17 protein-coding genes are annotated in these 20,920 nt (G+C 63.6%); 14 read left to right on the top strand and 3 right to left on the bottom strand.

Annotated features, from left to right (window positions below; all coding sequences use genetic code 11):
- The first annotated feature begins 8 nt into the window (after nucleotides 1–8).
- From ACVI1L_RS09015 to ACVI1L_RS08985, 7 genes are read left to right on the top strand one after another with little or no spacing between them, the layout of a single operon-like run.
- Nucleotides 9–473 (top strand): type II secretion system protein, encoded by a 465-nt coding sequence (locus ACVI1L_RS09015; RefSeq protein ID WP_076827491.1) that lies wholly within the window; start codon nucleotides 9–11, stop codon nucleotides 471–473.
- A complete protein-coding gene (locus tag ACVI1L_RS09010) occupies nucleotides 439–858 on the top strand; it encodes a prepilin-type N-terminal cleavage/methylation domain-containing protein (RefSeq protein ID WP_456782727.1) in 420 nt (139 codons plus the stop codon). Before ACVI1L_RS09015 ends, ACVI1L_RS09010 begins: the two co-directional genes overlap by 35 nt.
- Nucleotides 855–1,562: a PulJ/GspJ family protein gene (locus ACVI1L_RS09005; protein WP_456782726.1), complete on the top strand. Its 708-nt coding sequence runs from the start codon at nucleotides 855–857 to the stop codon at nucleotides 1,560–1,562. Before ACVI1L_RS09010 ends, ACVI1L_RS09005 begins: the two co-directional genes overlap by 4 nt.
- Nucleotides 1,562–2,476 (top strand): general secretion pathway protein GspK, encoded by a 915-nt coding sequence (locus ACVI1L_RS09000; RefSeq protein ID WP_456782725.1) that lies wholly within the window; start codon nucleotides 1,562–1,564, stop codon nucleotides 2,474–2,476. Before ACVI1L_RS09005 ends, ACVI1L_RS09000 begins: the two co-directional genes overlap by 1 nt.
- On the top strand, nucleotides 2,476–3,549 hold the full coding sequence (locus ACVI1L_RS08995) for a PilN domain-containing protein (protein ID WP_456782724.1): 1,074 nt from the start codon (nucleotides 2,476–2,478) through the stop codon (nucleotides 3,547–3,549). Before ACVI1L_RS09000 ends, ACVI1L_RS08995 begins: the two co-directional genes overlap by 1 nt.
- Nucleotides 3,546–4,109: a type II secretion system protein GspM gene (gene gspM, locus ACVI1L_RS08990; protein ID WP_456782723.1), complete on the top strand. Its 564-nt coding sequence runs from the start codon at nucleotides 3,546–3,548 to the stop codon at nucleotides 4,107–4,109. The genes ACVI1L_RS08995 and gspM overlap by 4 nt, the downstream gene beginning before the upstream one ends.
- The gene (locus ACVI1L_RS08985) at nucleotides 4,109–4,750 is read left to right on the top strand and encodes a hypothetical protein (RefSeq protein ID WP_456782722.1); all 642 of its coding nucleotides are present in this window, start codon (nucleotides 4,109–4,111) and stop codon (nucleotides 4,748–4,750) included. The genes gspM and ACVI1L_RS08985 overlap by 1 nt, the downstream gene beginning before the upstream one ends.
- Before the next feature lie 20 nt (nucleotides 4,751–4,770).
- On the opposite strand, the gene ACVI1L_RS08980 is transcribed toward ACVI1L_RS08985, so the two are convergent.
- Nucleotides 4,771–5,208, bottom strand: a complete 438-nt coding sequence (locus ACVI1L_RS08980) for a prepilin peptidase (RefSeq protein ID WP_456782721.1) — start codon at nucleotides 5,206–5,208, stop codon at nucleotides 4,771–4,773.
- A 298-nt stretch (nucleotides 5,209–5,506) separates the two neighbouring features.
- On the opposite strand from ACVI1L_RS08980, the gene ACVI1L_RS08975 reads away from it, so the two are divergent.
- From ACVI1L_RS08975 to ACVI1L_RS08960, 4 genes are all read left to right on the top strand, one after another.
- Nucleotides 5,507–6,292, top strand: a complete 786-nt coding sequence (locus ACVI1L_RS08975; RefSeq protein WP_456782720.1) for an EfeM/EfeO family lipoprotein — start codon at nucleotides 5,507–5,509, stop codon at nucleotides 6,290–6,292.
- Nucleotides 6,289–7,665 carry a cytochrome c peroxidase gene (locus ACVI1L_RS08970; protein ID WP_456782719.1) on the top strand — a complete coding sequence of 459 codons (1,377 nt, stop codon included), beginning with the start codon at nucleotides 6,289–6,291 and terminating at the stop codon, nucleotides 7,663–7,665. The genes ACVI1L_RS08975 and ACVI1L_RS08970 overlap by 4 nt, the downstream gene beginning before the upstream one ends.
- 244 nt (nucleotides 7,666–7,909) lie before the next feature.
- The gene (locus tag ACVI1L_RS08965; RefSeq protein WP_456785530.1) at nucleotides 7,910–9,961 is read left to right on the top strand and encodes an alkaline phosphatase family protein; all 2,052 of its coding nucleotides are present in this window, start codon (nucleotides 7,910–7,912) and stop codon (nucleotides 9,959–9,961) included.
- 118 nt (nucleotides 9,962–10,079) lie between these two features.
- Nucleotides 10,080–10,766: a hypothetical protein gene (locus tag ACVI1L_RS08960; protein WP_245311513.1), complete on the top strand. Its 687-nt coding sequence runs from the start codon at nucleotides 10,080–10,082 to the stop codon at nucleotides 10,764–10,766.
- 12 nt (nucleotides 10,767–10,778) lie between these two features.
- Here ACVI1L_RS08960 and ACVI1L_RS08955 read toward each other — a convergent pair whose 3' ends face one another.
- Complete coding sequence (locus tag ACVI1L_RS08955; RefSeq protein WP_082653815.1) at nucleotides 10,779–12,209, bottom strand: cytochrome c peroxidase; 1,431 nt, start codon at nucleotides 12,207–12,209, stop codon at nucleotides 10,779–10,781.
- 306 nt (nucleotides 12,210–12,515) lie between these two features.
- Here ACVI1L_RS08955 and ACVI1L_RS08950 point away from each other — a divergent pair, with 306 nt between their 5' ends.
- Nucleotides 12,516–14,285: an alkaline phosphatase family protein gene (locus ACVI1L_RS08950; RefSeq protein WP_057017734.1), complete on the top strand. Its 1,770-nt coding sequence runs from the start codon at nucleotides 12,516–12,518 to the stop codon at nucleotides 14,283–14,285.
- Between the two features lie 107 nt (nucleotides 14,286–14,392).
- Here the strand turns inward: ACVI1L_RS08950 and ACVI1L_RS08945 are convergent, their stop codons facing one another.
- On the bottom strand, nucleotides 14,393–18,901 hold the full coding sequence (locus ACVI1L_RS08945; RefSeq protein WP_456782718.1) for a DUF5801 repeats-in-toxin domain-containing protein: 4,509 nt from the start codon (nucleotides 18,899–18,901) through the stop codon (nucleotides 14,393–14,395).
- 446 nt (nucleotides 18,902–19,347) lie between these two features.
- Here ACVI1L_RS08945 and ACVI1L_RS08940 point away from each other — a divergent pair, with 446 nt between their 5' ends.
- Entirely contained in the window at nucleotides 19,348–19,986 is a 639-nt protein-coding gene (locus ACVI1L_RS08940; protein WP_194295347.1) for a FecR family protein, read from the top strand.
- Nucleotides 19,987–20,023: 37 nt separating this feature from the next.
- Nucleotides 20,024–20,887: a tetratricopeptide repeat protein gene (locus ACVI1L_RS08935; RefSeq protein WP_456782717.1), complete on the top strand. Its 864-nt coding sequence runs from the start codon at nucleotides 20,024–20,026 to the stop codon at nucleotides 20,885–20,887.
- Nucleotides 20,888–20,920: the final 33 nt, after the last annotated feature.

The following is a 20,920-nucleotide window of genomic DNA, read 5'->3' as shown; positions in this document are numbered from 1 at the left end:
TGGCAAGCATGAATGACGCGACGCAGCGCGGTTTCACCCTGCTCGAGATGGTGTGCGTGCTTGCCATCATCGCGCTGCTGGCGGCCGTGCTGCTTCCGTTCATTCCGCACCAGACCTCGCGATCGCGCCTGCAGGCCTATGCGTTGCAGACCGCGACGCTGCTGAAGGCGGATCGGAATGCCGCCATCGAGCGCAGCACCAGCGTTGCGACGCTGGTCGATGCGCCGAGCCGGGTGATCCACTCCGGTGCGTCGCGCATGATGGTGCGGATCCCCGAAGACGTGCGGCTCGATGCCGTTCTGCCGCAGGGCTGTCAGCGCCGCGCCGCGCTGTCGACGATCCGCTTCTTCGCCAATGGCGGTTCCTGCGGCGGCTCCATCGCGCTGACGCGGCTCGATGCTGGATATGAGGTCCGCGTCAACTGGCTTACCGGAAGGGTTGAAATCGTTGCTCGCGACGTCGCCGCCAACTAACCGCGCTGATGCGGGGTTCACCATCATCGAGGTGCTGGTGGCGCTGGCGCTGGTGGCTGTCTCGATCGTTGCGATCGGCGCCCTCATGGGCGTCAAGACGCGCGGCGTGCGGGCGCTGGAGCAGCACGTGGCGCTGATGCAGGCGGTGCGCACCTTGATGACGGTCGGCATCCCGCCCCGCGCGGAATTGCAGTCGGGCACCTCGACGGGGCAGGCGGAAGGCTACCGCTGGACGATTGATGTCAGTCCGCTCGGCGGCGACTGGAAGGTGCCCGAGGGCAATGTGCCCTGGGCTCCGGAGCTGGTACGGATTCGCGTCAAATCTCCGGGCGGTGCGCTGTCCGACATTCGCACCGTGCGCCTGATGCCGAGGTCGTCGGAATGACCCGGGCATGGGCAGACCAGCGAACGGGCGAGCGCGGCTTCACGCTGATCGAGACCATCGTCGCGCTGGCGCTGATGGGGCTGTTGCTGTCGGCGCTCGCCAGCATCACGGCGCAGTGGCTGCCGAGCTGGAACAGGGGCCTCGACCGGATCCAGCGCAGCGAATTGATCGGGATCGCGCTGGAGCGGATCGGCGCCGATCTTGCGGCCGCGGAGTTCGTTGCCGCCAACCGCGACAGCCACAAGCCGCTGTTCGACGGATCGGAGTTGTCCGTGATGTTTGTGCGCACGTCGGTGGGGCCGAATGCCGGGGCGGGGCTCGACGTGGTGCGCCTTGGCGAGACGCGCGATCGCGGCGAGTTCGTCACGGTTCGCACGCAGACGCGGTTCACGCCGCTGGCTGAAGGGGTGTCGCTGTCGGAACAGGTCCATCTCGCCAGCCCGGTGGTGCTGCTGCGCGCGCCCTATCGGCTGTCGTTCGCCTATGCCGGTGCTGACCGGGCCTGGAAGAGCGCGTGGAAGGACGCGGACAGACTGCCGGCGATGATCCGGCTGACCGTGCGCGATGCGGCGAGCCAGCGCGTCCTGTCGGTTTCGACCATCGCGCCGGTCCATGTCCAGATTCCGAGCGACTGCACCAAGCCGGACGGCAATTGCGGCGACAGGCAGAGTTCCGGCAGTGCCACCGATCAGGGGAAGACGTGATGCGCGCGTCCGGCAATGTCGGCCGATCGCCGGCCAATCGCGGCTTCGTCATCGTTGCGGTGCTCTGGATCCTGCTGGCGCTGTCGTCGCTGGCGATCATCTTCTCGGCCTATCTGGCCGCGTCGGCGCGCGCGCTGGCGGCCAGCGATCTGTCGTTGCAGACCGAGGCGCTGGTGTCGGCCGGGGTTGAGCTCACCGCCTATCAGCTGACGCTGACGGACGAGAAGACGAGGCCGCAGCAGGGGACGTTTCATTTCGGTCTCGACGATGCCAGCGTCGATGTCACCTTCACGTCGGAGGCCGGCCGCCTTGATCTGAATTATGCATCGAAGGAGATGCTGATCGGCCTGTTCGTCGTGCTCGGTGCCCGCAAGGACGCCGCCGCCGAATATGCCGACCGGATCGTCGGCTGGCGAACCCGGCCCGCGCCGGGCAGCGAGAATGTGGAGGCGGCACGCTACAACGCGCTTGGCTATTCGCCGCGGCAGGGGCTGTTCACCCATGTCAACGAGCTGGCGCTGGTCGCCGGCATCCCCGAAGCGTTTGTCGATCGCGTGTTGCCGTTCGTGACGGTGTTCAACGGCGGTCCGGATGTTGATCCGACCATCGCTGCGCCGGAAGTCGCTCTCGCCGTCGATAAGGCGTCGGGGAAGGACCGGGACGGCTTCGGGGCGCGTCCGGCTTCGCCGAACAGCATCGCCGCGGCCGCGCAGGCCCCAAGCCAGCAAAGCGCGGCATCGACGGCGCAGAGCCCGTGCTATCGGATCGCAATCTCGATCCGCTTCCGCAACGGTCACCGCACCACATCCGAGGCGGTGATCGCACTCGGCGACAAGGTCGAGCCCTATCGGGTGTTGTCCTGGCAAAACGACGTCGAGCCGCGAAACCCGGTTCTGCTGCGCAAGAGAGGATGATGGCAATGCTTGCCGAGGCACGGCAATGGTTCGAGCAATGGATCACCGCGGTCGCGACCACCGTCGACGGCGTCGCCGGCAGGTTCATGCGCCGGCGCAGCATCGAGCTCGACGAGAATGGCGACGGCACGTTCACCGCCCGCCTCGCGGTCTCGAAGGGTGGCTCGCCTTCGATGCCGGTTTCGTTCCGGCTCGATCACGATGCGCCGCAGCCTCCGCTGCCGGCGGAGTGGAAGACCGCGTTCGACGGCAGCCGCATCGAGGTACGTTTGCGATCGGATCAAATCGTCAGCCGCGTGCTCGATTTCCCGAGCCAGGCAAGCGACTTCCTCGACGGCATGATCCGCGCGCAGGTCGACCGGCTGACACCATGGAGCGCCGCCGATGCTGTCTTTGGCTGGAGTTCGCCGCAGCCGATCGCCAATGACCGCATTGAAGTCGCGTTCGGCGCGACCGCGGCGACGAAGGTCGATCCGTTGATCCGGATGGCGAGGATGCTCGGCGCCGCCTCCATCGCGGTGTTCGCGCCGGCGGTTGGCGGCGACGGCGCCGCGCAGCAGGTGACGCTGCTCGACAAGTCGCTGCGCGGCCTTGCCGGGCCTTCGGTTCCGCGCCTGTTGCGCGTCGGCCTGGTCTCGACAGCGGCCGCGGCCGCGGGCTCGCTGCTGCTGAACATCTATCTCGGCGGGCGGCTGCAATCCGAGCAGGACGATCTGCAACACCGGATCGCGCAGCGCCGCGCCGCGCTGCGTCTCGATGCCAATGGCGACTCGTCCGGGCTCGGCCTGCTGGCCAAGCGCAAGCAGACGACGCCGTCGAGCGTCATGGTCCTGGAAGCGGTCTCGCGCGTGCTGCCCGACACGACCTATGTGACGGAGCTTCGCATCGAGGGCAACAAGGTGCAGGTGGTCGGACTGACCCAGGATGCGCCATCCCTGATCCGGTTGCTGGAGCAGTCGCCGCAATTCACCCGCGCGACGTTCTTCGCGCCGACGACGCGTGCGGCAAATGAATCGGCCGAGCGGTTCCACGTCGAGGCCAACATCACTGCTTATTTTGGGTCCGGCTCATGAGCGCAGCATCCCGATCGCTGACCGCTGTCAGCACCTCGCCAATGGTCGCGACCGCGAGCTATCTCGGCCTGTTCGTGCTGCTGCTCTTTGTCGTCATCTCGTCAATCTCCGACATCATCGGCCTGCGCAGCGATGTCGCGGCAGCGGCCGGATTGCTGGAGCAACTGGAGGGGCGATCCAGGGCGAATACCGCGCCAGGTCAGCCGGCGATGCCGACCGGCTCGGCCTATCTCGAGGGGGCGACCGTCACGGTGGCCGGCGCCACCTTGCTGCAACGCGTGTCGGGTGCGGTGATCAAGGCCGGCGGCAACGTGCTGTCGACGCAGCTCGATGTTCCCAACGCGCCGGCCAAGGCCGGCTTCATCAGCATGGTCGCGAGCAGCGAGATCGAGCAGGCGCAATTGCAGCAGGTGCTCTACGATCTGGAAGCTGGCATGCCGTTTTTGTTCATCGACCAACTGGTCGTGCAACCCGTCGCCGACGAGGGCGCCAAGGGCGCCGATCCCGGCAAGCTGCGCGTGCTGCTCGGCGTCTCCGGACAATGGCGAGGAGCGAAATGATGCGACGCTTCGCAGCGACCATCGTGCTGTTGGCAGTGTCGGCCTATTCGGCGCCGGCCGCGGTGCCTGCCCCGTCCGGCGATGCATTGGACGCCGGGATGCTCGACGATACCCGTCTCGGCGGACCGGTGCTGAGTTCACCGCCGCCGTCCGAGCCGGTGACGTCGGTCCGGGTGACCCCGTCGCCGGCACCGACACCCCGGCCGCTTAGCGCCAATCCGTTGTGGGGCATCCCGCTCAAGACGCTGTCCAACACGCGCGACCGGCCGGTGTTCTCGCCGTCGCGGCGACCGCCACCTGCCGTCGTTGCGGAACCGGAGGTCAGCAAGCCAGCGCCGCCGCCGCGCAAGCTCGCGATCGAGCCACCGCCGCTGTCGCTGGTCGGCACGATTGCGGGAGATGACGAAAGCTTCGGGATCTTTCTCGATCAGTCGAACAAGACGGCGCTGCGGCTGAAGATCGGCGATGACTTCCAGGGATGGAAGCTGCGGTCCATCAACGGCCGCGAAGTCACGATGCAGAAGGACGATCAGGGGGCCGTGCTCACATTGCCCCAGCCCGGTGGCGACGAGAGCGGCGATGTCCGCCTGGTTCCGGTCAGCACCGAAAGGAAGCCCTTGGCCGCGCGGCGCCAGATGTGATTGCGCGTCGGACCGAGATGCTAGTTCAACGCGAGCCAGCTCTGAAGGGCCGGCGTCACGAGAAGCCCGAGCGCCAGAAACGGGCCGAACGGGATCGAGGTCTGGCGCTTCATCTCGTGACCTGCGAGTTGCAGGCCGCCGGCAACACCGAGCGCCGCGAGTGCCGCGATCAGCAGCAAGGTCGGAACGCCTGTCGCGCCGACCCAGATCGCCGCGGCGGCAAGAAACTTGACGTCGCCAAGTCCCAATCCGTCGACATGCCGCAAGGCGAAGTAAAGACGCTGCAGTAGAAGGAACACGATGCCGACCAGGACCGCAATCGCCATGGCGGTGAAGGCGGCCATCGTGCCTTCGGTGACGACGACGTTGGCGAGACCGAGCGCCGCGATCGCAAGGTTCAGCCAATTCGGAATGATGCCGTGGCGAAGATCGATCAGCGCGACCGCGCAGCAAAACATGCAAAGCGCGCCGTAAGATCCGATAAAATAGAGAGCTTCGCGATCAATCTGCATGACGACGGACAAGTGCGACGGGTGCGAACGTTGTGTTGCAACAACTCACGCGCGTTGAACAGTCCAATTTCAATCCGTCTGCAGCAGCGCCAACGAGTTTGCGAGATTGTGATCGTCATCGACGATCGCGAAGCAGAAAAGATGCGACAAAAAGTCTGCGCTGTCACAAATCCGCATAGGATACCGACAATAGTTCGCCCCGCTACATGCCGCGAGCCCTTCGTGGCAGACGAGTGGGTTGACTATGCACAAGATGCAAGTGGCGGCGTGCCTTGCTTTGCTGGCAGCGTTCGCAGGCGTGCGCGCCGCGAATGCCGGCGCTCTCGAGGAGGGCGCCGAGCGCTACCGGCCATATTTGATCGAGGGCGTCGCCAGTGCGCTGACAGGCGCGCATGCACTGCGCGAGCGCGCCGCAGCGGCGGATTTGCCCGGAGCGAAGAAGGCCTGGCTGTCGGCGCGCGCCGGCTGGGAGCGCTCGGAGGTGTTCACCGCGGGCTTCGTGCCTGAGCTCGATGCGCAGATCGACGCCTGGCCCAACGCGGACAGCGGGTTCCACGCCATCGAGGCGAAACTGTTCGGAGCTGCCAGCACCGACGTTGCAACGGATGCGACCGGCCTTGTCGAGCATCTGAACGATCTCCACGGCAAGCTCAAGGATATCAAGCTGACGCCGCAGGGCCTTCTGGATGGCACGGTGCGGCTTGCCTACGAGGTCGGAGAGAGCAAGGCCGATGGCGGCGAGTCGCGCATTAGCGGCACCTCGCTGGACGACATGCGCAACAACATCGCCGGCATCGACTTCGCCTACCACACGATCTTCTCGGCGGCGCTCAACACGGTCGACGGCAAGCTCGACGAGATGGTGACCAACCGGATCGAGCAGCTCGAAGCGATCGTCGCTACGCCCGACCTGCCGCATGTCAACATTGCCGATCTGCGCCAGACTAGCGAGGAACTGGTGGTTGCGTTGCAGAGCGCCTCGGCAAAGCTCGGGCTGCAGCGGCCGACCCTAGAGGCCCAGGCGCGATGACATCGCTTCACCTACGTCTGGCCACGCTGCTCTCCGGTGTCATCGCCCTGGCACTGCTCGGGCGTGCGGTGGCGTTTCCGGTCGACGGTGACAAGACCGTGCTGCCTGTCGCGACCGAACTGAACGAGGATGCGCTCGACAAGCCGCGCGAGGTGTTCCAGTCCGAGCGGACCGGAGCCAAGTCGTATCTGGTGAATCTCGGCGATCTCGCATTCAATTCGCCCGGGCTGCTCGGTGACGTGGCGCGGCAGGCCGGCGTGAGCTGCGGCACCTGCCACGTCAATGGCGCGAATAACGCCAAATTCTTCATGCCGAAGATGTCGAGCCGGCCCGGCACGTTCGACACCACCGGTCCGCTGTTCAATCCGAAGGCCAACAATCTGGCGTTCGATCCCGTGCGGATCCCGAGCCTGCGCGGCGCCCGCTATCTTGCGCCCTACGGCGCCGACGGCCGCTTCGCCTCGCTGCGCGACTTCGTCCACAACGTCATCACCAACGAGTTCGCAGGTCCCGAGCCGTCGCCGGCAACGCTCGATGCGATCGTGGCGTATATTCACGACATCGACTTCCTGCCCAATCCGAGCCTTGGTCCCGCCGGACGGCTGGCCGGCAAGATCAGCGACGCGGAGCGCCGCGGCGAGGTGCTGTTCGCAAAGCCGTTCCCGCACGATCCCGCGCTGAGCTGCGCGGGCTGCCACGTTCCGTCGTCCGGCTTTGTCGATCACCAGCAGCACGATGTCGGTTCGGGCGGCCTGTTCAAGACGCCGACGCTGTGCAATGCCGATTTCAACGCGCCGTACTTTCACGACGGCCGCTTCGACAATTACGACCAGGTTGTCGATTATTTCGACCGGACCTTTCAGCTCGAGCTCTCGGCGCAGGACAAGGGCGACCTCGTCGCCTATCTCACGGCAGTCGGCGATGGCGTTCAGCCCTATGAGCGCGACGGTGCCGGTGCAACGTTGAAAGAGATCAACGATTTCTCGATGGTGCTCGCGACTGCGATTCCGGCAGGTGACAAGGACATCGTCGCGCTGGCGGTCGATACGATCGGCCGCGAACTGCGCGAGTTGACCGAGCAGTATCCCGACCGCAAGAACACCAGCGTCTCGGGCGGGGAGCAGCAGCGCGTACTTGCGCGCAACGGCCTCAAGGAGCTCGTGCTCACGCTGCGGCGAATCGAGATGGCGGTTGCGGCAGGGCGCAACGCGGATGCCGCAACCGAGTTCAGGAATTATCGCAATCTGATGGCTGCTGCAGTGCCGGCGCTGTTGGCCAGCGCCGAGCCGTGGTCGCTATTCAATCAGGGCGTGCATGACCAACATTATGCTGCGCTTCGCCAGGTGATGCGCTCCAGGCACCTTTCGCATTGATTGCGTTGTATTGAAGTGATTTTGCGATCTGCGCTGCGGGCGCGGATGCTCGATCAATTTTCGATCATTGGTTGCATGATTGAATTGTGGAGATGCACCGCGCGGCGGCAGATGTCTCCTCAGAAAATATTTGAACGTTTCGAAATTTCTTGCGCGCTTTCATGTAAGCGAAAACCATGCGTCATATTGTCGCACTAAACAGTGTGTGTTGCTAACCGCAAACACCCTGAGGTCGACAATGAGTTTGAATTACAAAAAGCACTGGCGAACCAGCACCGCGCTCTGCATCGCGTCAACGGTGCTCGTCGCAACGGCCGCATATGCTGCTCACTATCCGGGCGGCCGCAGTGATTGGGACAAGCGTCCGCATCACAATCACCAGGCGCACGAAGAGGGCGATCGTGCGAATCATGGGAACCATGGCCATCATGGTGACGGCGATCACGGCGTGAAGACCGCGTCGCCGATCAAGCACGTCATCATCCTGATCGGTGAGAACCGCGGCCTCGATCACACCTTCGGTATCTACAAGCCGAAGGGCAAGGGGCAGACCATCTCCAACCTGTTGTCGAAGGGCATCGTCAACGAGGATGGAACGCCGGGACCGAACTTTGCGCAGGCGCAGCAGTCCTCGGTCGCGGGCCAGCCCTTGTACTATATCGGCGCGCCGACCATCGCGAAGTCGCCCTACAACGCGACCAACCCGATGCCGCAGCCGAACACGGCCGGCACGCCGACCGCGCAGAGCGACACCGCGCCCCCGTTCAAGACGATCGCCGAAGCCAGCGTCGAGAAGGACATGGACCCGGCCGATCTCGATATCCTCACCACCGGCTTCAGCGGCCTGCCGACCGGTGTGCTGGATACCCGCATTCCCGGCGCCGGCGGTCTGAACGGACCGTTCCAGTTGCAGGGTGAGCAGATCAGCGACGACGACTATACCGGCGACTCGACGCATCGCTTCTACCAGGATTGGCAGCAGGAAGACTGCAGCGCCGCCAACGCCACCAAGAAGAACAATTCGGGCTGCCTGAACGACCTGTTCCCGTTCGTGATGGCGACCTATTCGGCGTCCAACAAGAGCATGGCCAACTCGATGGGCTACTACAACGCCCAGCAGGGTCAGGCTCCGGTCCTGAAGATGCTCGCCGATCGCTTCACCCTGAGCGACAACTTCCACCAGTCGTTCCATGGCGGCACCGGCGCGAACCACTTCATGCTCGGTACCGGCGACGCGGCCTTCTGGAGCGACGGCAAGGGCAATCCGGTGACGCCGCCGGCCAACCTGATCGCCAATCCGAATCCGGTCGCGGGTTCGGTCAACCGCTACACTGCCGACGGCAATTGGAGCAATTGCTCTGATGTCTTCCAGCCCGGCGTCAAGCCGATCGTCACCTACCTCAACAATCTGCCGTACGCGGCGGAGCCGAACTGCAAGCCCAACCACTACTACATGCTCAACAACGTCAACCCGGGCTATCTGCCGAACGGCGCGCTGTCGGGCGGCAACAACGTGCCGCCGTCGTCGGTTCGCACGATCGGCGATGCGCTCATGGAGAAGAACGTCTCCTGGGCGTTCTATGGTGGCGCGTTCAACGACGCCGTGGCGCTTTCCAACGCCGCGGTTGCCGCCAATCCGTCGAACCCCAACCTCAGCGCCGCTGCGGTCGCCGATCCGGCGCACGCGCTCGGTGTTGCCTACTGCCAGATCTGCAATCCGTTCCAGTATGCGACCTCGATCATGGCCAACCCGGCCGTGCGTCAGGCTCACATGAAGGACACTGCCGATCTGATCACGGCGATCCAGAACAACACGCTGCCTGCGGTGTCGTTCGGCAAGCCGGACGGCCTGCTCGACGGTCATCCGCAGAGCTCGAAGGTTGATCTGTTCGAGGCCTATGTCCTGAACGTGCTCAACTCGCTGGACAACAATCCGGAGCTGAAGGCTGAAACCGCGGTCTTCATCACCTGGGACGAGGCCGGCGGCTATTGGGATTCCGGCTACCAGCAGTCCATCGACTTCTTCGGCGACGGACCGCGCATTCCGACCCTGATCCTTTCGCCCTATTCGACGGGCGGCAAGGTCAACCACAACTACGCCGACCACGTTTCGCTGCTGAAGTTCATCGAGCGCAACTGGGCTCTCCAGCCGCTCACGAACCGCAGCCGCGACAACCTGCCGAACCCGACCTACTCGAAGAACAACGAGTACGTTCCGACCAACAGCCCGGCATTGTCCGACATGTTCGACGCGTTCGACTTCAGCAAGCCGGTTACGTTGTCCTACACCGAGTGATCAAGCTCTCGCCCACGGCGAGGTCTTGACTGCATCCAAGGGCGGCGCCGATCGAACCACTGGTTCGGTCGGCGCCGTCATGTTCTATCCCTGCCACCTGATCGACCGGAGACATGCGATGAAACGCAATGAGAAGACGTGCGCGATCAGCAGCAGCGTCGCGGCCGGCCTGCTTGCCGTTGCCGTCCTGGCCGGCGCGGCGATCCCGGCCATGGCGCAGCAGTTTTCCGCCGACCTCGTCGCGAACAAGGACGATGCGGCAACCGCCATGGGTGCCTTGCGCGTCTCGGGCCGAAAAGCACGGATCGAGACAAGCGCGCTGCCCGACGGGTTCTTCCTGATCGATACGGGTAAGCCCGCAGCCTATTTCGTCCGTCCGGCGGCACGGGTTTACATGGACGCGCGGCAATCGAGCCCGCTCACCCGGATGTTCATTCCGGTCGATCCGGATGATCCCTGCCGGCAATGGCTGGCGATGGCGCAGCTGTCCGCGCCGATCGACCTCGCGACGTGGCACTGCCAGCGCGATGGAGTGGAAAGGATCGGGGGGCACGACACCGACGTCTTTCGAATCGCCGCGCCGTCCGGTTTGAGCTTTGTCGGCTGGATCGACCGCGCGCGCAGATTTCCGCTACGGATCAGGACCGCGGATGGGACGGTGATCGCTGCCGATCACATCCGTGACGAGCCGCAGCCGGCGCAAACGTTTGAAATTCCCGCAGGCTTGCGCAAGTTCGACCCGCAAGCGCTGATCCGTCGGATCCAGCAGAGCGATGTGTGGGTTGAGCCGCCGGCTTCGGAGTGAGCACGCTGTCCGTTATTGCGACTGCTGGCTTGTCACCGGCAGGATCCGGCCGAGCGCGGTGTAGTGCGACTGATGCACGTTGCTGTTGAACAGCGACCAGGGTTCGGCCTTTTTCAGAGCGACGGGTACGTCGAAGTGCACCAGCTGCGCAAAGTTGCGATATTCGGCCATCGCATCGTCGATACGGCCGGCGCCGACGTCGAGATCGATGCGGCGCAGGGTGAGAACGAGGTCCTTCAGGATCGCGCGCGCCGCCAGCCGCTCGTCCTTGCCACCGATCGCCGTGTTCCTGATGTCCGGGATGCGCTCGGTCAGTTCGCGCAGTTCGGCCCCGACCCCGGTCACGGCCAGCGACACCACCGCGGTGTCGGCAGCCGGGATCGCGACCTCGAGGACACTCGAGAGCTCGAGCACCTCTTTCATCCGGAGCATGACGCCGTCCTTGTCGAACGGGCGTTCGCCGTCGCCGACCGCATTCAGATAGGCCACGAGGTCCTGGGTGTCCTGGGTTGACAGTTCGAGGTCGAACACACGATCGAAATGATCGACCACTTGTTCATAGCTGTCGTAGCGGCCATCGTGGAAATACGGGGCGTTGAAGTTGGCGTTCAGCAAAGTCGGGGTCTTGACCAGTCCACCGGATCCGACGTCGTGGCGCATCTGGTCGTTGAAGGTTCCACCCGGAACATGACAACCGGCGCAGCTCAGCTCGGCCTGCTTCGGGAACGGCTTGAAGAACAGCTCTTCGCCGCGGCGCTCGGCCAGGCTCGCCTGCGCGGCAAGCCTGCCGCCGGGCGCAATCTTCGGATTGGGGAGGAAATCGATATCGTTGATATAGGCGACCAGGCCGTCGAGAACCTCGTCACGCGGCTTCGGACCGGAAAATTCATTGACGATGACATTGTAGACGAAGTCGCGCAGCGAGGTGATGCGTCCGTCATGTCCGTAGGGGGCGAGGAAGCGGGCGCCGCGCAGGCTCGGAATCCTCACCGGATCGAGGATGCTGTTGAACGTCTTCGCGTTGAAGACAAGGCTGGTCGTATCGAAGGTGCCCGGCCGGGAGGATGCGCCCGGAACGAACAGTTTCGGGTTCGATGCGCCGTTGACGTGACAGGTGCCGCAGCTCATCTCGGCCTGACGCGCCTTGCCGCCGAGGATGGAAGGCGAGTTGAACGCGAGATCGCCGAGATTGACCAAATAGGACTTTCGCCCACCGACGGCTTCGGAATGAAAGAGTTCGCGCGGCCGCGCCAGCGCCTCCTCGGAAAATTCAGTGCCGGCCGGCAGCACGGTCTGGTCGCCGCCGAGCGGGAACGCCGTCGCGCGCAACGGGAGCAGGGCAACGACGAGCGCCAGCCACGCGCCCCGTGCCGGTCTGACGCCGCGATCGGCGGCTGTCGCGCGATGTTTTCCGGAGCCGGACGCCAGAATATCCCAAGCCATCGCGCGAAAACGTCCCTGTCACAAATGTATATGCGCTGCCGCGCGTCGGAAGATGTCACGGAGGTGACAGTTTCCTGTCGGCAGGATCAATGACCATCTGACTGGATAGACGAATTTTGATTGCGGTTTGATGACGCGCGATCAGCGAAGCGCAACGCAGTCTGCGTTTGACACGATGAAAGTCTGTTGGTGCGCGAGCATCTTTCCGCGCGTTTGCGCGCGCGTCGAAAAACAGTCATCCCAGCGAAATGTGTTTTGCATAGCGTGTAGCTCCATTTCTATTTCTTTCTAAATCAGGAGAGCACTATGCGGCTTTGGGGAGCCATTCCGGCGCTCGCGGTTGTTGCTGGCGCCGTTGCCATCTCGCCGGTAGCAAACGCAGAGAATTTGGTCGAAAAGATCGTTGATGAGTTCAAGCACGAGATCAAGGACGAGCTGCGCGACCTGCGGGATCGTGGCCATGAAGGCGTGCACCAGTACAAGCACATCGTCGTCATCTATCAGGAGAACCACAGCTTCGATAACCTCTACGGTCACTGGGGCGACGTCGGCCGCGACCGGATCAACGGCACATCCTATGCCGATCAGGCGCACACCCTGCAGGTTCGGCAGGACAACCAGACCGTCTATGCCTGTCTGCTGCAGAACGACGTCAACCTGACTTCTCCGTCGCCGCAACCGACGAGCTGCACCGACAATACGGGCACGGTCGCGATCCTGAGCGCCTTCAAGAACAAGCCGTTCGAGATCAATGAATTCATTCCGACCTCGGCCACGACCTGCCCGAAGCCGCTCGGCGCTTTCGCGGCTCACGGTTTCCTCAACGGCACCGGCGCGCCCGGCGGCTGCACCGCGGACATCGTGCACCGCTTCTACAGCGAGCAGTACCAGCTCAACGGCGGCCGGCAGAACCGCTACATGACCGGCAGTGATGCGGCGGGTCTGGTGATGGGCTATTACGACACCAAGAAGCTGCCCATCTACACCTATCTCCACGGCAACGGCGCGCCGAACTACATCATTGCCGACAGCTTCTTCCAGGGCGCCTTCGGCGGTTCGTTCCTCAACCACCAGTTCCTGGTCGCCGCCGCGGCGCCGCAGTTCGTCGGTGCCCTGAATGACGGCAGCGCCAACGATTTCCACTCGATCGTCGATGCCAACGGCATGCCGACCAGCACGCCGCTCTACACGCCGCTCTCGACCGTGAAGGATGCGCAGCTGACGGCGAAGTGCAATCAGGCCGGCCTGCCGGCGGGCCTCGCCTGCGGCGACTACGCGGTCAACACCACGCAGCCGTTCTATCAGCCCTATTCCCCGGGCACCGCCGACATCAAGCGTCTGCCGCCGCTGCACACGCCGAACATCGGCGATCGGCTGTCGGCAAAGCACGTCGATTGGGCCTGGTATTCGGGCGGCTGGTCGAACGCCAACGGCGACGTCGGCGCTTCGGGCTGGACCAACGGCAACGGTACGACCTGCACCGACCCGAACCATGTTTCCACGGCGGTGTTCCCGAACTGCCCGGACGTGGATTTCCAGTACCACCATCAGGCGTTCAACTACTTCGCCAACTACGCGCCCGGAACGCAGGCCCGCAAAGATCGCCTGAAGGACGAGGCGGAGTTCATCCAGGCGGCGAAGACCGGCCGGCTGAAGCAGGTCAGCTTCATCAAGCCGATCGGCGAGGAAAACGAGCATCCGGGCTACACCAGCGAGTCCGAAGGCAGCCAGCATCTCGTCGATCTCGTCAAGGCGATCGTCGAGGGGCCGGATGGCAAGGACACGCTGATCGTCATCACCTATGACGAGTTCGGCGGGCAGTGGGATCACGTTCCCCCGCCTCCGTTCAACCGCCATGGTGCCGAAGCCAAGGCTGCGGACCAGTGGGGCCCGGGCACCCGCATTCCGGCGCTCCTGATCGCCAAGCGCTTCAACAAGTCAGGCGTCGCGCACGAGGACTTCGACACCACGTCGATCCTCAAGATGCTTGAAAAGCGCTTCGACCTCGACCCGCTGGTGACGCGCCCGGTGCGCAGCCTCTCGGCGGCGCTGAAGGCCGGCGAGGGCTGGCACTGACACGAGAAACGCTGCCGGCCGCCCGCGTCAACGTCCGACGCGGGCCGGAGTGCCGGCCACGCGCCCAAGGGATCGCTAGACGAAGGGATCGCTACAAGAAGCGATCGCTACATGATCAGATCGTGTAGCGGATGGGTCACGACGGCGTCCGGCGTATGGTCCGGGAAGAAATCTGTTTGGTGCTCCGGGACAGCCGGCCCCATTGCCGGCGTTCCACCAGTTGCAACTCCTTGCGCCAGCTGAAATCCGGCGGAATCGTCGTGGCGGCCGAACCATGCGAGGCTTTGATCAAACTGTGGAGGGGACGAAGCTCCCTGCTGTTCAAGGCTCGAAGGCTCCGCGAAATGAAAGGACTGCTCGGTCGTTCCCGACGTTCCGCCGTCTACAAAGGGCAAGATTGCCTGAGACAACGCCGCGTCCTCGTGGCTACTCGTTGACATCGGACTAACATCGGGTGCGGGAGCGCTGGCGCCGACCGGCGGCGCGGGGCTGTCCTGGCTGGCGGCGAATATGAAGGTGTCCATCCCCGCCGTGTGGCACTGAATATCGACCTGAAGGCTGCTCGTGGCCGAATCGCCGTCCGCATCGACCGCCGTCACATCGAACAGCAGATCCGCATTGATGCTCGTCTTTTCGGTATAGCTGATGTTGTTGATCGCGAAGGTGGGACACCCGGCTTCCACCCGATCGTAGTCGACCTGGACTTGATCGAACGACCTGTCAACGTAAAGCGTATACGTCGTCGTCGTGGCATCAAAGGTGTAGGTGTCGATCAGCGAAGCATCCGATGTCTCCTGCACCACGAAGCCGGCACTGCCGCAGAGCGGCCTGGGAACATCGATGCAGAAGTCGTGAACGTCGGCGCTGCCATCAAGAACCTTGAGGATCACACCGGCGGTGCCGTAGCCCTGCCATTCCGTGAGATTGAAGCCGACCTGCGACTGCTTCTCGGTGAACGCGAGATTCAACTGCTCGGCCGGGTCCATCTGCAGTCCACTGTCGCCGACCGCAATACCGCAGTCCGATGCCTTGACATCGAGCGGCTGGCCGGCGCAGTCCGACCCGGTAATAACCAGTTGTCCGTCCGGAGCCGTCAATGACGGCGTGCCGCAGATCGGGGCATCAAAATCGGAGCCATGGACGGTGACGTCCTTCGACGGCCCGGCGTGCTCGAGATCAAAGCAGAATGTTCCATCCGGATTGATCAGCAACTTGAAATAAGGATCGTCCAACCTACCGCCGCAATCGGTAAGATACGCGTCGAGCTCGACGCCGCCGCCCACCTCATGGGTCGTATAGTAGAAGTTGTAATCATCGCCATGTCCGGTGACGTGCACCGCGGTGATGCCGTTGCCCAGGCATGATGTGGCCAGATCATATCCCGAGCAGCCGACCGGACCGTTGTGGACGGCAACGAACATCGCGGCATCGCCATCCGCGCCGAAATTGATATCGTAGGTACCTGTCGCAGTCTGATGATCCTGAGCGGCGACGAAGGTCTCCGGGAAGCCGCAAATGGTCGGGTGATCGTCCGTGATCGTCAGTTGCTTGCCGAGGTCGATGCACGCGCTCTGGAAGTCGCCGTCCTTGTCCGTGATGGTGGCAACCAGGCTTACGACGCCGGCGGTCAGCGACACGGCTTCGCCGCTGTCAGGGCCGGCGCAGGCCGGATGCGTCACCGCGCGATATTCGGTGAAGGTGATGCATCCCGTGGCCGGATCAACCGCGATGGTGAATGCCAGCGCGCCACTTGCTGTGCCAACATGGCCTTCGATGGTGTTGCCGTTCAGAACTAGCACGTCGGAGCAGCCGGTATGCGAATCGATCAGACCGGATGGGGTGCAGTCACCTCCGTTGATCGACAGTGCATAGTGAGTCGTCGCGCCGTCGGCGCCCTGGAGCGAGCTGAACGCCGTCGAGAATTCGGCGGAAATTTTCGTCAGCGCCGCGTCCGGTGCCGAGCCCGCGACATGGTCGTCCAGTGCCGTTGCCGTCAGGTGCGTCTCGCTCAGCGTCAGCGACGGAGCGGTGCAATTGGCCCGGATGCAGGGGCCATCGTCGCTGATGGTCAGCCTGCTGCCGAGGTCGAGGCCGGCGCTCTGGAAGTCGCCGTCCTTGTCCGTGATCGTGGCAGTCAGGCCCACGATGCCCGCGGCCAGCGATACGGCTTCGCCGCTGTCCGGGCTGGTGCCGAGCGGCTGCTCCACCGGCCGGTAGTCGGTGAAGGTCACGCGTCCCGTAGCCGGATCGAGCGTGATGGTGAATGCCAGTATGCCGTTGGTCGCGCCGACGCGGCCTTCGATCGTGTTGCCGTTCAGAACCAGCAGGTCAGCGAGGCCGGTATGCGAGTCGATCAGCCCCGATGCCGTGCCGTTGCCGCCGGTGATCGTCAGCGCGTAGCGGATGGTCGCGCCATCGGCGCCTTGCACCGAAGTGAACGCGGTCGAGAAATCGGCGGAAGTCGTCGTCAGCGCCGCGTCCGGTGCCGAGCCGGCGATGTGGTCGTCCAGCGCCGTTGCCGTCAGATGCGTCTCACTCAGCGTCAGCGATGGGGCTGTGCCCGCCGCCTCGATGCGCGGGCCATCGTCCGTGATTGTCAGCTGCTTGCCGAGATCGATGCTTAGATCCTGGTACTGGCCGTCGCTCTCCGTGACCGTCGCGATCAGGTTGACGAGGCCGGTCCCCAGCGCGATCCCTTCGCCACTGTCAGGGCTGGTGCCCGACGATTGTTCGACCGCGCGGTGCTCGACGAAGGTCACGCGGCCCGTGGCCGGGTCAACCGTGATGGTGAACGCGAGCGCCCCGCTTGCCGTGCCGACATGGCCTTCGATGGTGTTGCCGTTCAGAACCAGCAGGTCAGCGAGGCCGGTATGCGAATCGATCAGCCCTGACGCCGTACCGTTGCCGCCGGTGATCGTCAGTGCGTAGCTGACCGTCAGACCCGGTTCGGTGACGAATGCCGCCGAGAACTCGCCCGATGTCGTCGTCAGCGCGGCGTCCGGTGCCGAGCCGGCGATATTGTCGTCCAGCGTCGTCGCTGTCAGATGGGTCTCGCTCAACGTCAGCGATGGCGCGGTCCCAACCTCGATCAGCGGGCCGTGGATGGTGAGTGTCACCGTCTGCGGGGTTCCGCCGATCGTGGTCACCGTGAAGCTGTCGGTCAGCGTGTTGCCGACATGGAGGGCTTGCACGGAGCTGTTGGCGTTGTCGAGCGTATAGGTCCACACGCCGGCCGTTGTGAGCGTGAATGAGCCGTAGCCACCTGCGCTTGTCGTCGGCGCGTTCACGGCGGTGAAGGTATTGGCGGGATCGTCGACATCGGTGTCGGTGAGCGTGCCCTTTGCGATGAGCAGGCCGGGCGAGGCATGACTGACGCCGACCGCACCCACCACCGAGCCGGCCATGGTGCCGGAGATGATGGAGGCGTCGTCGGCGCCCAGGATGCTGATGTCGAAGCTCTCGCTGGCCGAAAGCGCGCCGTCCGAGACCGTGATCACGAAGCTCTGGGTCGTGTTGGCCTTCAGCGCGTTGATTGCGGTATTGTTCGGAACGAAGGTGTAGCTTCCGGTCGCGCTGTTGAGATAGAGCGTGCCAAAAGTACCGACGCTCGACACGTCGTATGTCGCCTGTCCCAGCACCGTATCGCCTGTGGCGCCTCCGCTGATGCCGAATTTCAGTGCGCCGCCCTTGATGCTGCTCGCGGAAAAGGTCCCGCTCGCCGCATTGAAGTCGTCAAATATCACCGTATCGATTTCAGTCGGCCCCGCTCCGAGGTTCAGCTTCGGCGGAACCGGCGGCAGCTTGAAGAGATCATTTTTCGCGAAGGTCGCTACCGGCAGCGGCCCGAGCGTATCTTGCACCGGCGACAGCGGAGACTGCTGAATAAAATTGATCGGCAGCAGGAGTTGTCCGCCTTCGAGAGCAGGCATGCCGGATCCTTTCGATGCCGGTCCTTTCTCGAAATAGGCAAGGGTCTCCTGTTGGGCCTCCCGTAATTCCTCCATGTGCGAAGGGGAATTCGTGGCATGGTTCACGCCGACGGAGGAGCCTCTTCTGCTCAGGATGATCGTCTCTTCGGGATCCTCGACGATGATGTGACGGGGGATCGCCTCCTTGGTGACGAGTTCGAACACGCCGTGGTGGAGGTCCTTGTATTTGATGTTGTCGTCGTCCAGGAGCGTGACGTTCGGCTCCGCGGCTCGGGCGTCCTCCAGCAGCGAGAAGGTCAGGGCGGCCAGCGACAGCATGCCGAGGCCGCTGGCGCGGATGGTGCCAACCGGTGTGTCCGCCGTCAGGACGCCAGACCCCGCGAGCCGGCTGCCGATGAGGCGGAAGAGGCTTCTGGTTTTCGCGAACAGGCGCGGCCGCAAGCCCCCGCCGGGGTCCTGCGCGATGTCCAACTCCAGCCGGGTGCCGGCCGGCAAATTGAGCACCCTGCCATCGACCAGGCGGATTTCGATCCGCCCGCCGGCTCCGACCTCGATGACGTCACCCTGGCGAACGGGATCGCCAGCTACGATTTGAATCGGTATGCCGCGGGCACCCGCGATCGTGCCGCAGCCGATCGCCGTCCGAACAGTGCCAACTAAGCGGGGCGGCTGGCCCAAAACGGCCATGCACGCGTCCCCGAACTCTACGCCGGACGCAACTGACATTGGCTTTTTGCCTGTTAGGCAGTTCGAGCGGAAAGTGGCGCCGCAGTCTTTTTATTTTGGCTTGGTTCGGCCACGCGGCGAAAAACCCCGCGCCGTCAGCCATAGGCTTGTCCGCTGAAACGTCCTGATTGAAACCAAATTCGGCAGTAAAAATGGAATTCCAATACTGCGGGGAAGCCTTACGAAAAGGACAGAACAGCTGTCCTTTATCGCGCGTGCAGCCCCGCAAAATTAATAGTATGATTACCATGCAAATTGTCCACTTATTAATTTTTAGTCGAACTGCGTCAGGCATTTAGGCCTGTCTGCGACAACTCGTTTGGCACTCAAGGTCCTGCGGTCTCGGCCCGGTGGTCCCGGTCACCCATCGAGCCCCGGCACGACAAGACCTTTTCGAGGAGGGGATCGTGCGCATCCATTTGATTGTTCAATTGCTTGCAAGCTTCGTCCTGGCGCTCGCAACGCTCACGCCCGGCCAGGTGCAGGCGCAAACCGAACCGGACAATATCCAATTGAAATTCATCGGAAGGGTCGTAGCCGCCACCGGTTCGGTCACGATCGAGCATCCGAATGCAGTCGTCGTTCAGGCAGGGCTGCCCGGCAAACTGCCTCAGGCGCAGGTGGGCGACCCCGTGTATCTGGGCGACGTGGTGCAAACTGGAGCCGACGGACGCGTTGGGATCAATTTCTCCGACGGCACTTCGTTCAATCTGTCGAGCAACGCCAAGATGGCGATGACCGAGTTCGTGTACGACCCGAACGGCAAGTCGAACTCGACCTTGCTCAAACTGACCAATGGGACGTTCACCTTCGTTGCCGGCAACATTGCGAAGACCGGAGACATGAAGATCGACACCCCTGTCGCAACGATGGGCATTCGAGGCACCACGCCACGCATCGAGATATCGGACGATGGAACGGTGAGGTTCGCCACGCTCGTTGAAGAGGGCAAGAGCAAGGTCAGGAAGGTCGGGACTCGAACGCCGCAGCAACCTGAGCAAAACACCCTTCACAAGTTCAATCCCAACATCTGTCGAGGGTGCTAGGCCAGGCGCAGCCAGTTTCGTGCAAGCAAGGCCCGATATGAAACTTCGTGCAAGCGCCGGCGCAATTGTCAGCCTGATATCGCTTCTCGTTGCGACGCTCCCCGTGTTGCCGGCGGTCGCGCAGAACGCGAAGAAGGACAGCTATCTCCGCACTATCGGATTGTGCAGCGGCCTCGATCGCACACCGGCCGACGCGCGCATTGCTGCCTGCACGGCGCTGATCGATGCGGGGCAGGACATGACCCAGGCTGGCCTCGCGATCGCCTATAACAACCGTGGTAACGCCTACGCCGCCAAGGGAGACTATGACGGCGCCATCCGGGATTTCGATCGATCGATCGAACTCAATCCGACCTACAGCAAGCCGTTCAACAACCGCGGCGTGGCCTATCTCAGGAAGCGCGAATATGATCGCGCGACCGACGCCTTCGATCAGGCGATCAAGCTCAACCCGAACTACGGCGAGGCCTTCACCAACCGCGCCGGCGCCTATTTGAAGAAGAACGATTATGCACGCGCGGCGCAGGACTACGATGAGGCAATTCGCCTCGAGCCGAAGCTCGACGGGGTGTGGAACGGACGCTGCTGGAGCCGGGCCATCCTCGGCGAATTGCAGGCGGCGCTGGAAGATTGCAACAAGGCCCTTCAATTGGCGTCAACCAACGCCGCGACGTATGACTCGCGTGCCCTTATCTATCTGAAGACCGGCGAGCTGGGCGCGGCGATCGCCGACTACAGCTCCGCACTTCGCATCGATCCCAAGCTGGCAAGCGCTCTTTATGGCCGCGGCCTGGCGAAGTTGAAGCAGGGTGACAAGGCCGGCGGCAATACCGACATGGCGGCGGCCAAGGCGATCCAGGGCAGCATCGGCGACGATTTCACACGCTACGGCGTGCGATAGGCGAGTGGTCGACGAGCCGCAGTAAGGTGCACC

It is taken from the genome of Bradyrhizobium sp. USDA 4516 (genome assembly GCF_054055915.1).
The sequence above is the reverse complement of the archived record's forward strand: the minus strand, read 5'-3'. Positions and strand labels throughout refer to the sequence as shown.

Excerpts from the sequence above, each read along its gene's own strand:
- ACVI1L_RS09015 (WP_076827491.1), top strand. The coding sequence starts at position 9 with ATGAATGACGCGACGCAGCGCGGTTTCACCCTGCTCGAGATGGTGTGC.
- ACVI1L_RS09005 (WP_456782726.1), top strand. The coding sequence starts at position 855 with ATGACCCGGGCATGGGCAGACCAGCGAACGGGCGAGCGCGGCTTCACG.
- ACVI1L_RS09000 (WP_456782725.1), top strand. The coding sequence starts at position 1,562 with ATGCGCGCGTCCGGCAATGTCGGCCGATCGCCGGCCAATCGCGGCTTC.
- ACVI1L_RS08995 (WP_456782724.1), top strand. The coding sequence starts at position 2,476 with ATGGCAATGCTTGCCGAGGCACGGCAATGGTTCGAGCAATGGATCACC.
- gspM (WP_456782723.1), top strand. The coding sequence starts at position 3,546 with ATGAGCGCAGCATCCCGATCGCTGACCGCTGTCAGCACCTCGCCAATG.
- ACVI1L_RS08985 (WP_456782722.1), top strand. The coding sequence starts at position 4,109 with ATGCGACGCTTCGCAGCGACCATCGTGCTGTTGGCAGTGTCGGCCTAT.
- ACVI1L_RS08980 (WP_456782721.1), bottom strand. The coding sequence starts at position 5,208 with ATGTTTTGCTGCGCGGTCGCGCTGATCGATCTTCGCCACGGCATCATT.
- ACVI1L_RS08975 (WP_456782720.1), top strand. The coding sequence starts at position 5,507 with ATGCACAAGATGCAAGTGGCGGCGTGCCTTGCTTTGCTGGCAGCGTTC.
- ACVI1L_RS08970 (WP_456782719.1), top strand. The coding sequence starts at position 6,289 with ATGACATCGCTTCACCTACGTCTGGCCACGCTGCTCTCCGGTGTCATC.
- ACVI1L_RS08960 (WP_245311513.1), top strand. The coding sequence starts at position 10,080 with ATGAAACGCAATGAGAAGACGTGCGCGATCAGCAGCAGCGTCGCGGCC.
- ACVI1L_RS08955 (WP_082653815.1), bottom strand. The coding sequence starts at position 12,209 with ATGGCTTGGGATATTCTGGCGTCCGGCTCCGGAAAACATCGCGCGACA.
- ACVI1L_RS08950 (WP_057017734.1), top strand. The coding sequence starts at position 12,516 with ATGCGGCTTTGGGGAGCCATTCCGGCGCTCGCGGTTGTTGCTGGCGCC.
- ACVI1L_RS08945 (WP_456782718.1), bottom strand. The coding sequence starts at position 18,901 with ATGGCCGTTTTGGGCCAGCCGCCCCGCTTAGTTGGCACTGTTCGGACG.
- ACVI1L_RS08935 (WP_456782717.1), top strand. The coding sequence starts at position 20,024 with ATGAAACTTCGTGCAAGCGCCGGCGCAATTGTCAGCCTGATATCGCTT.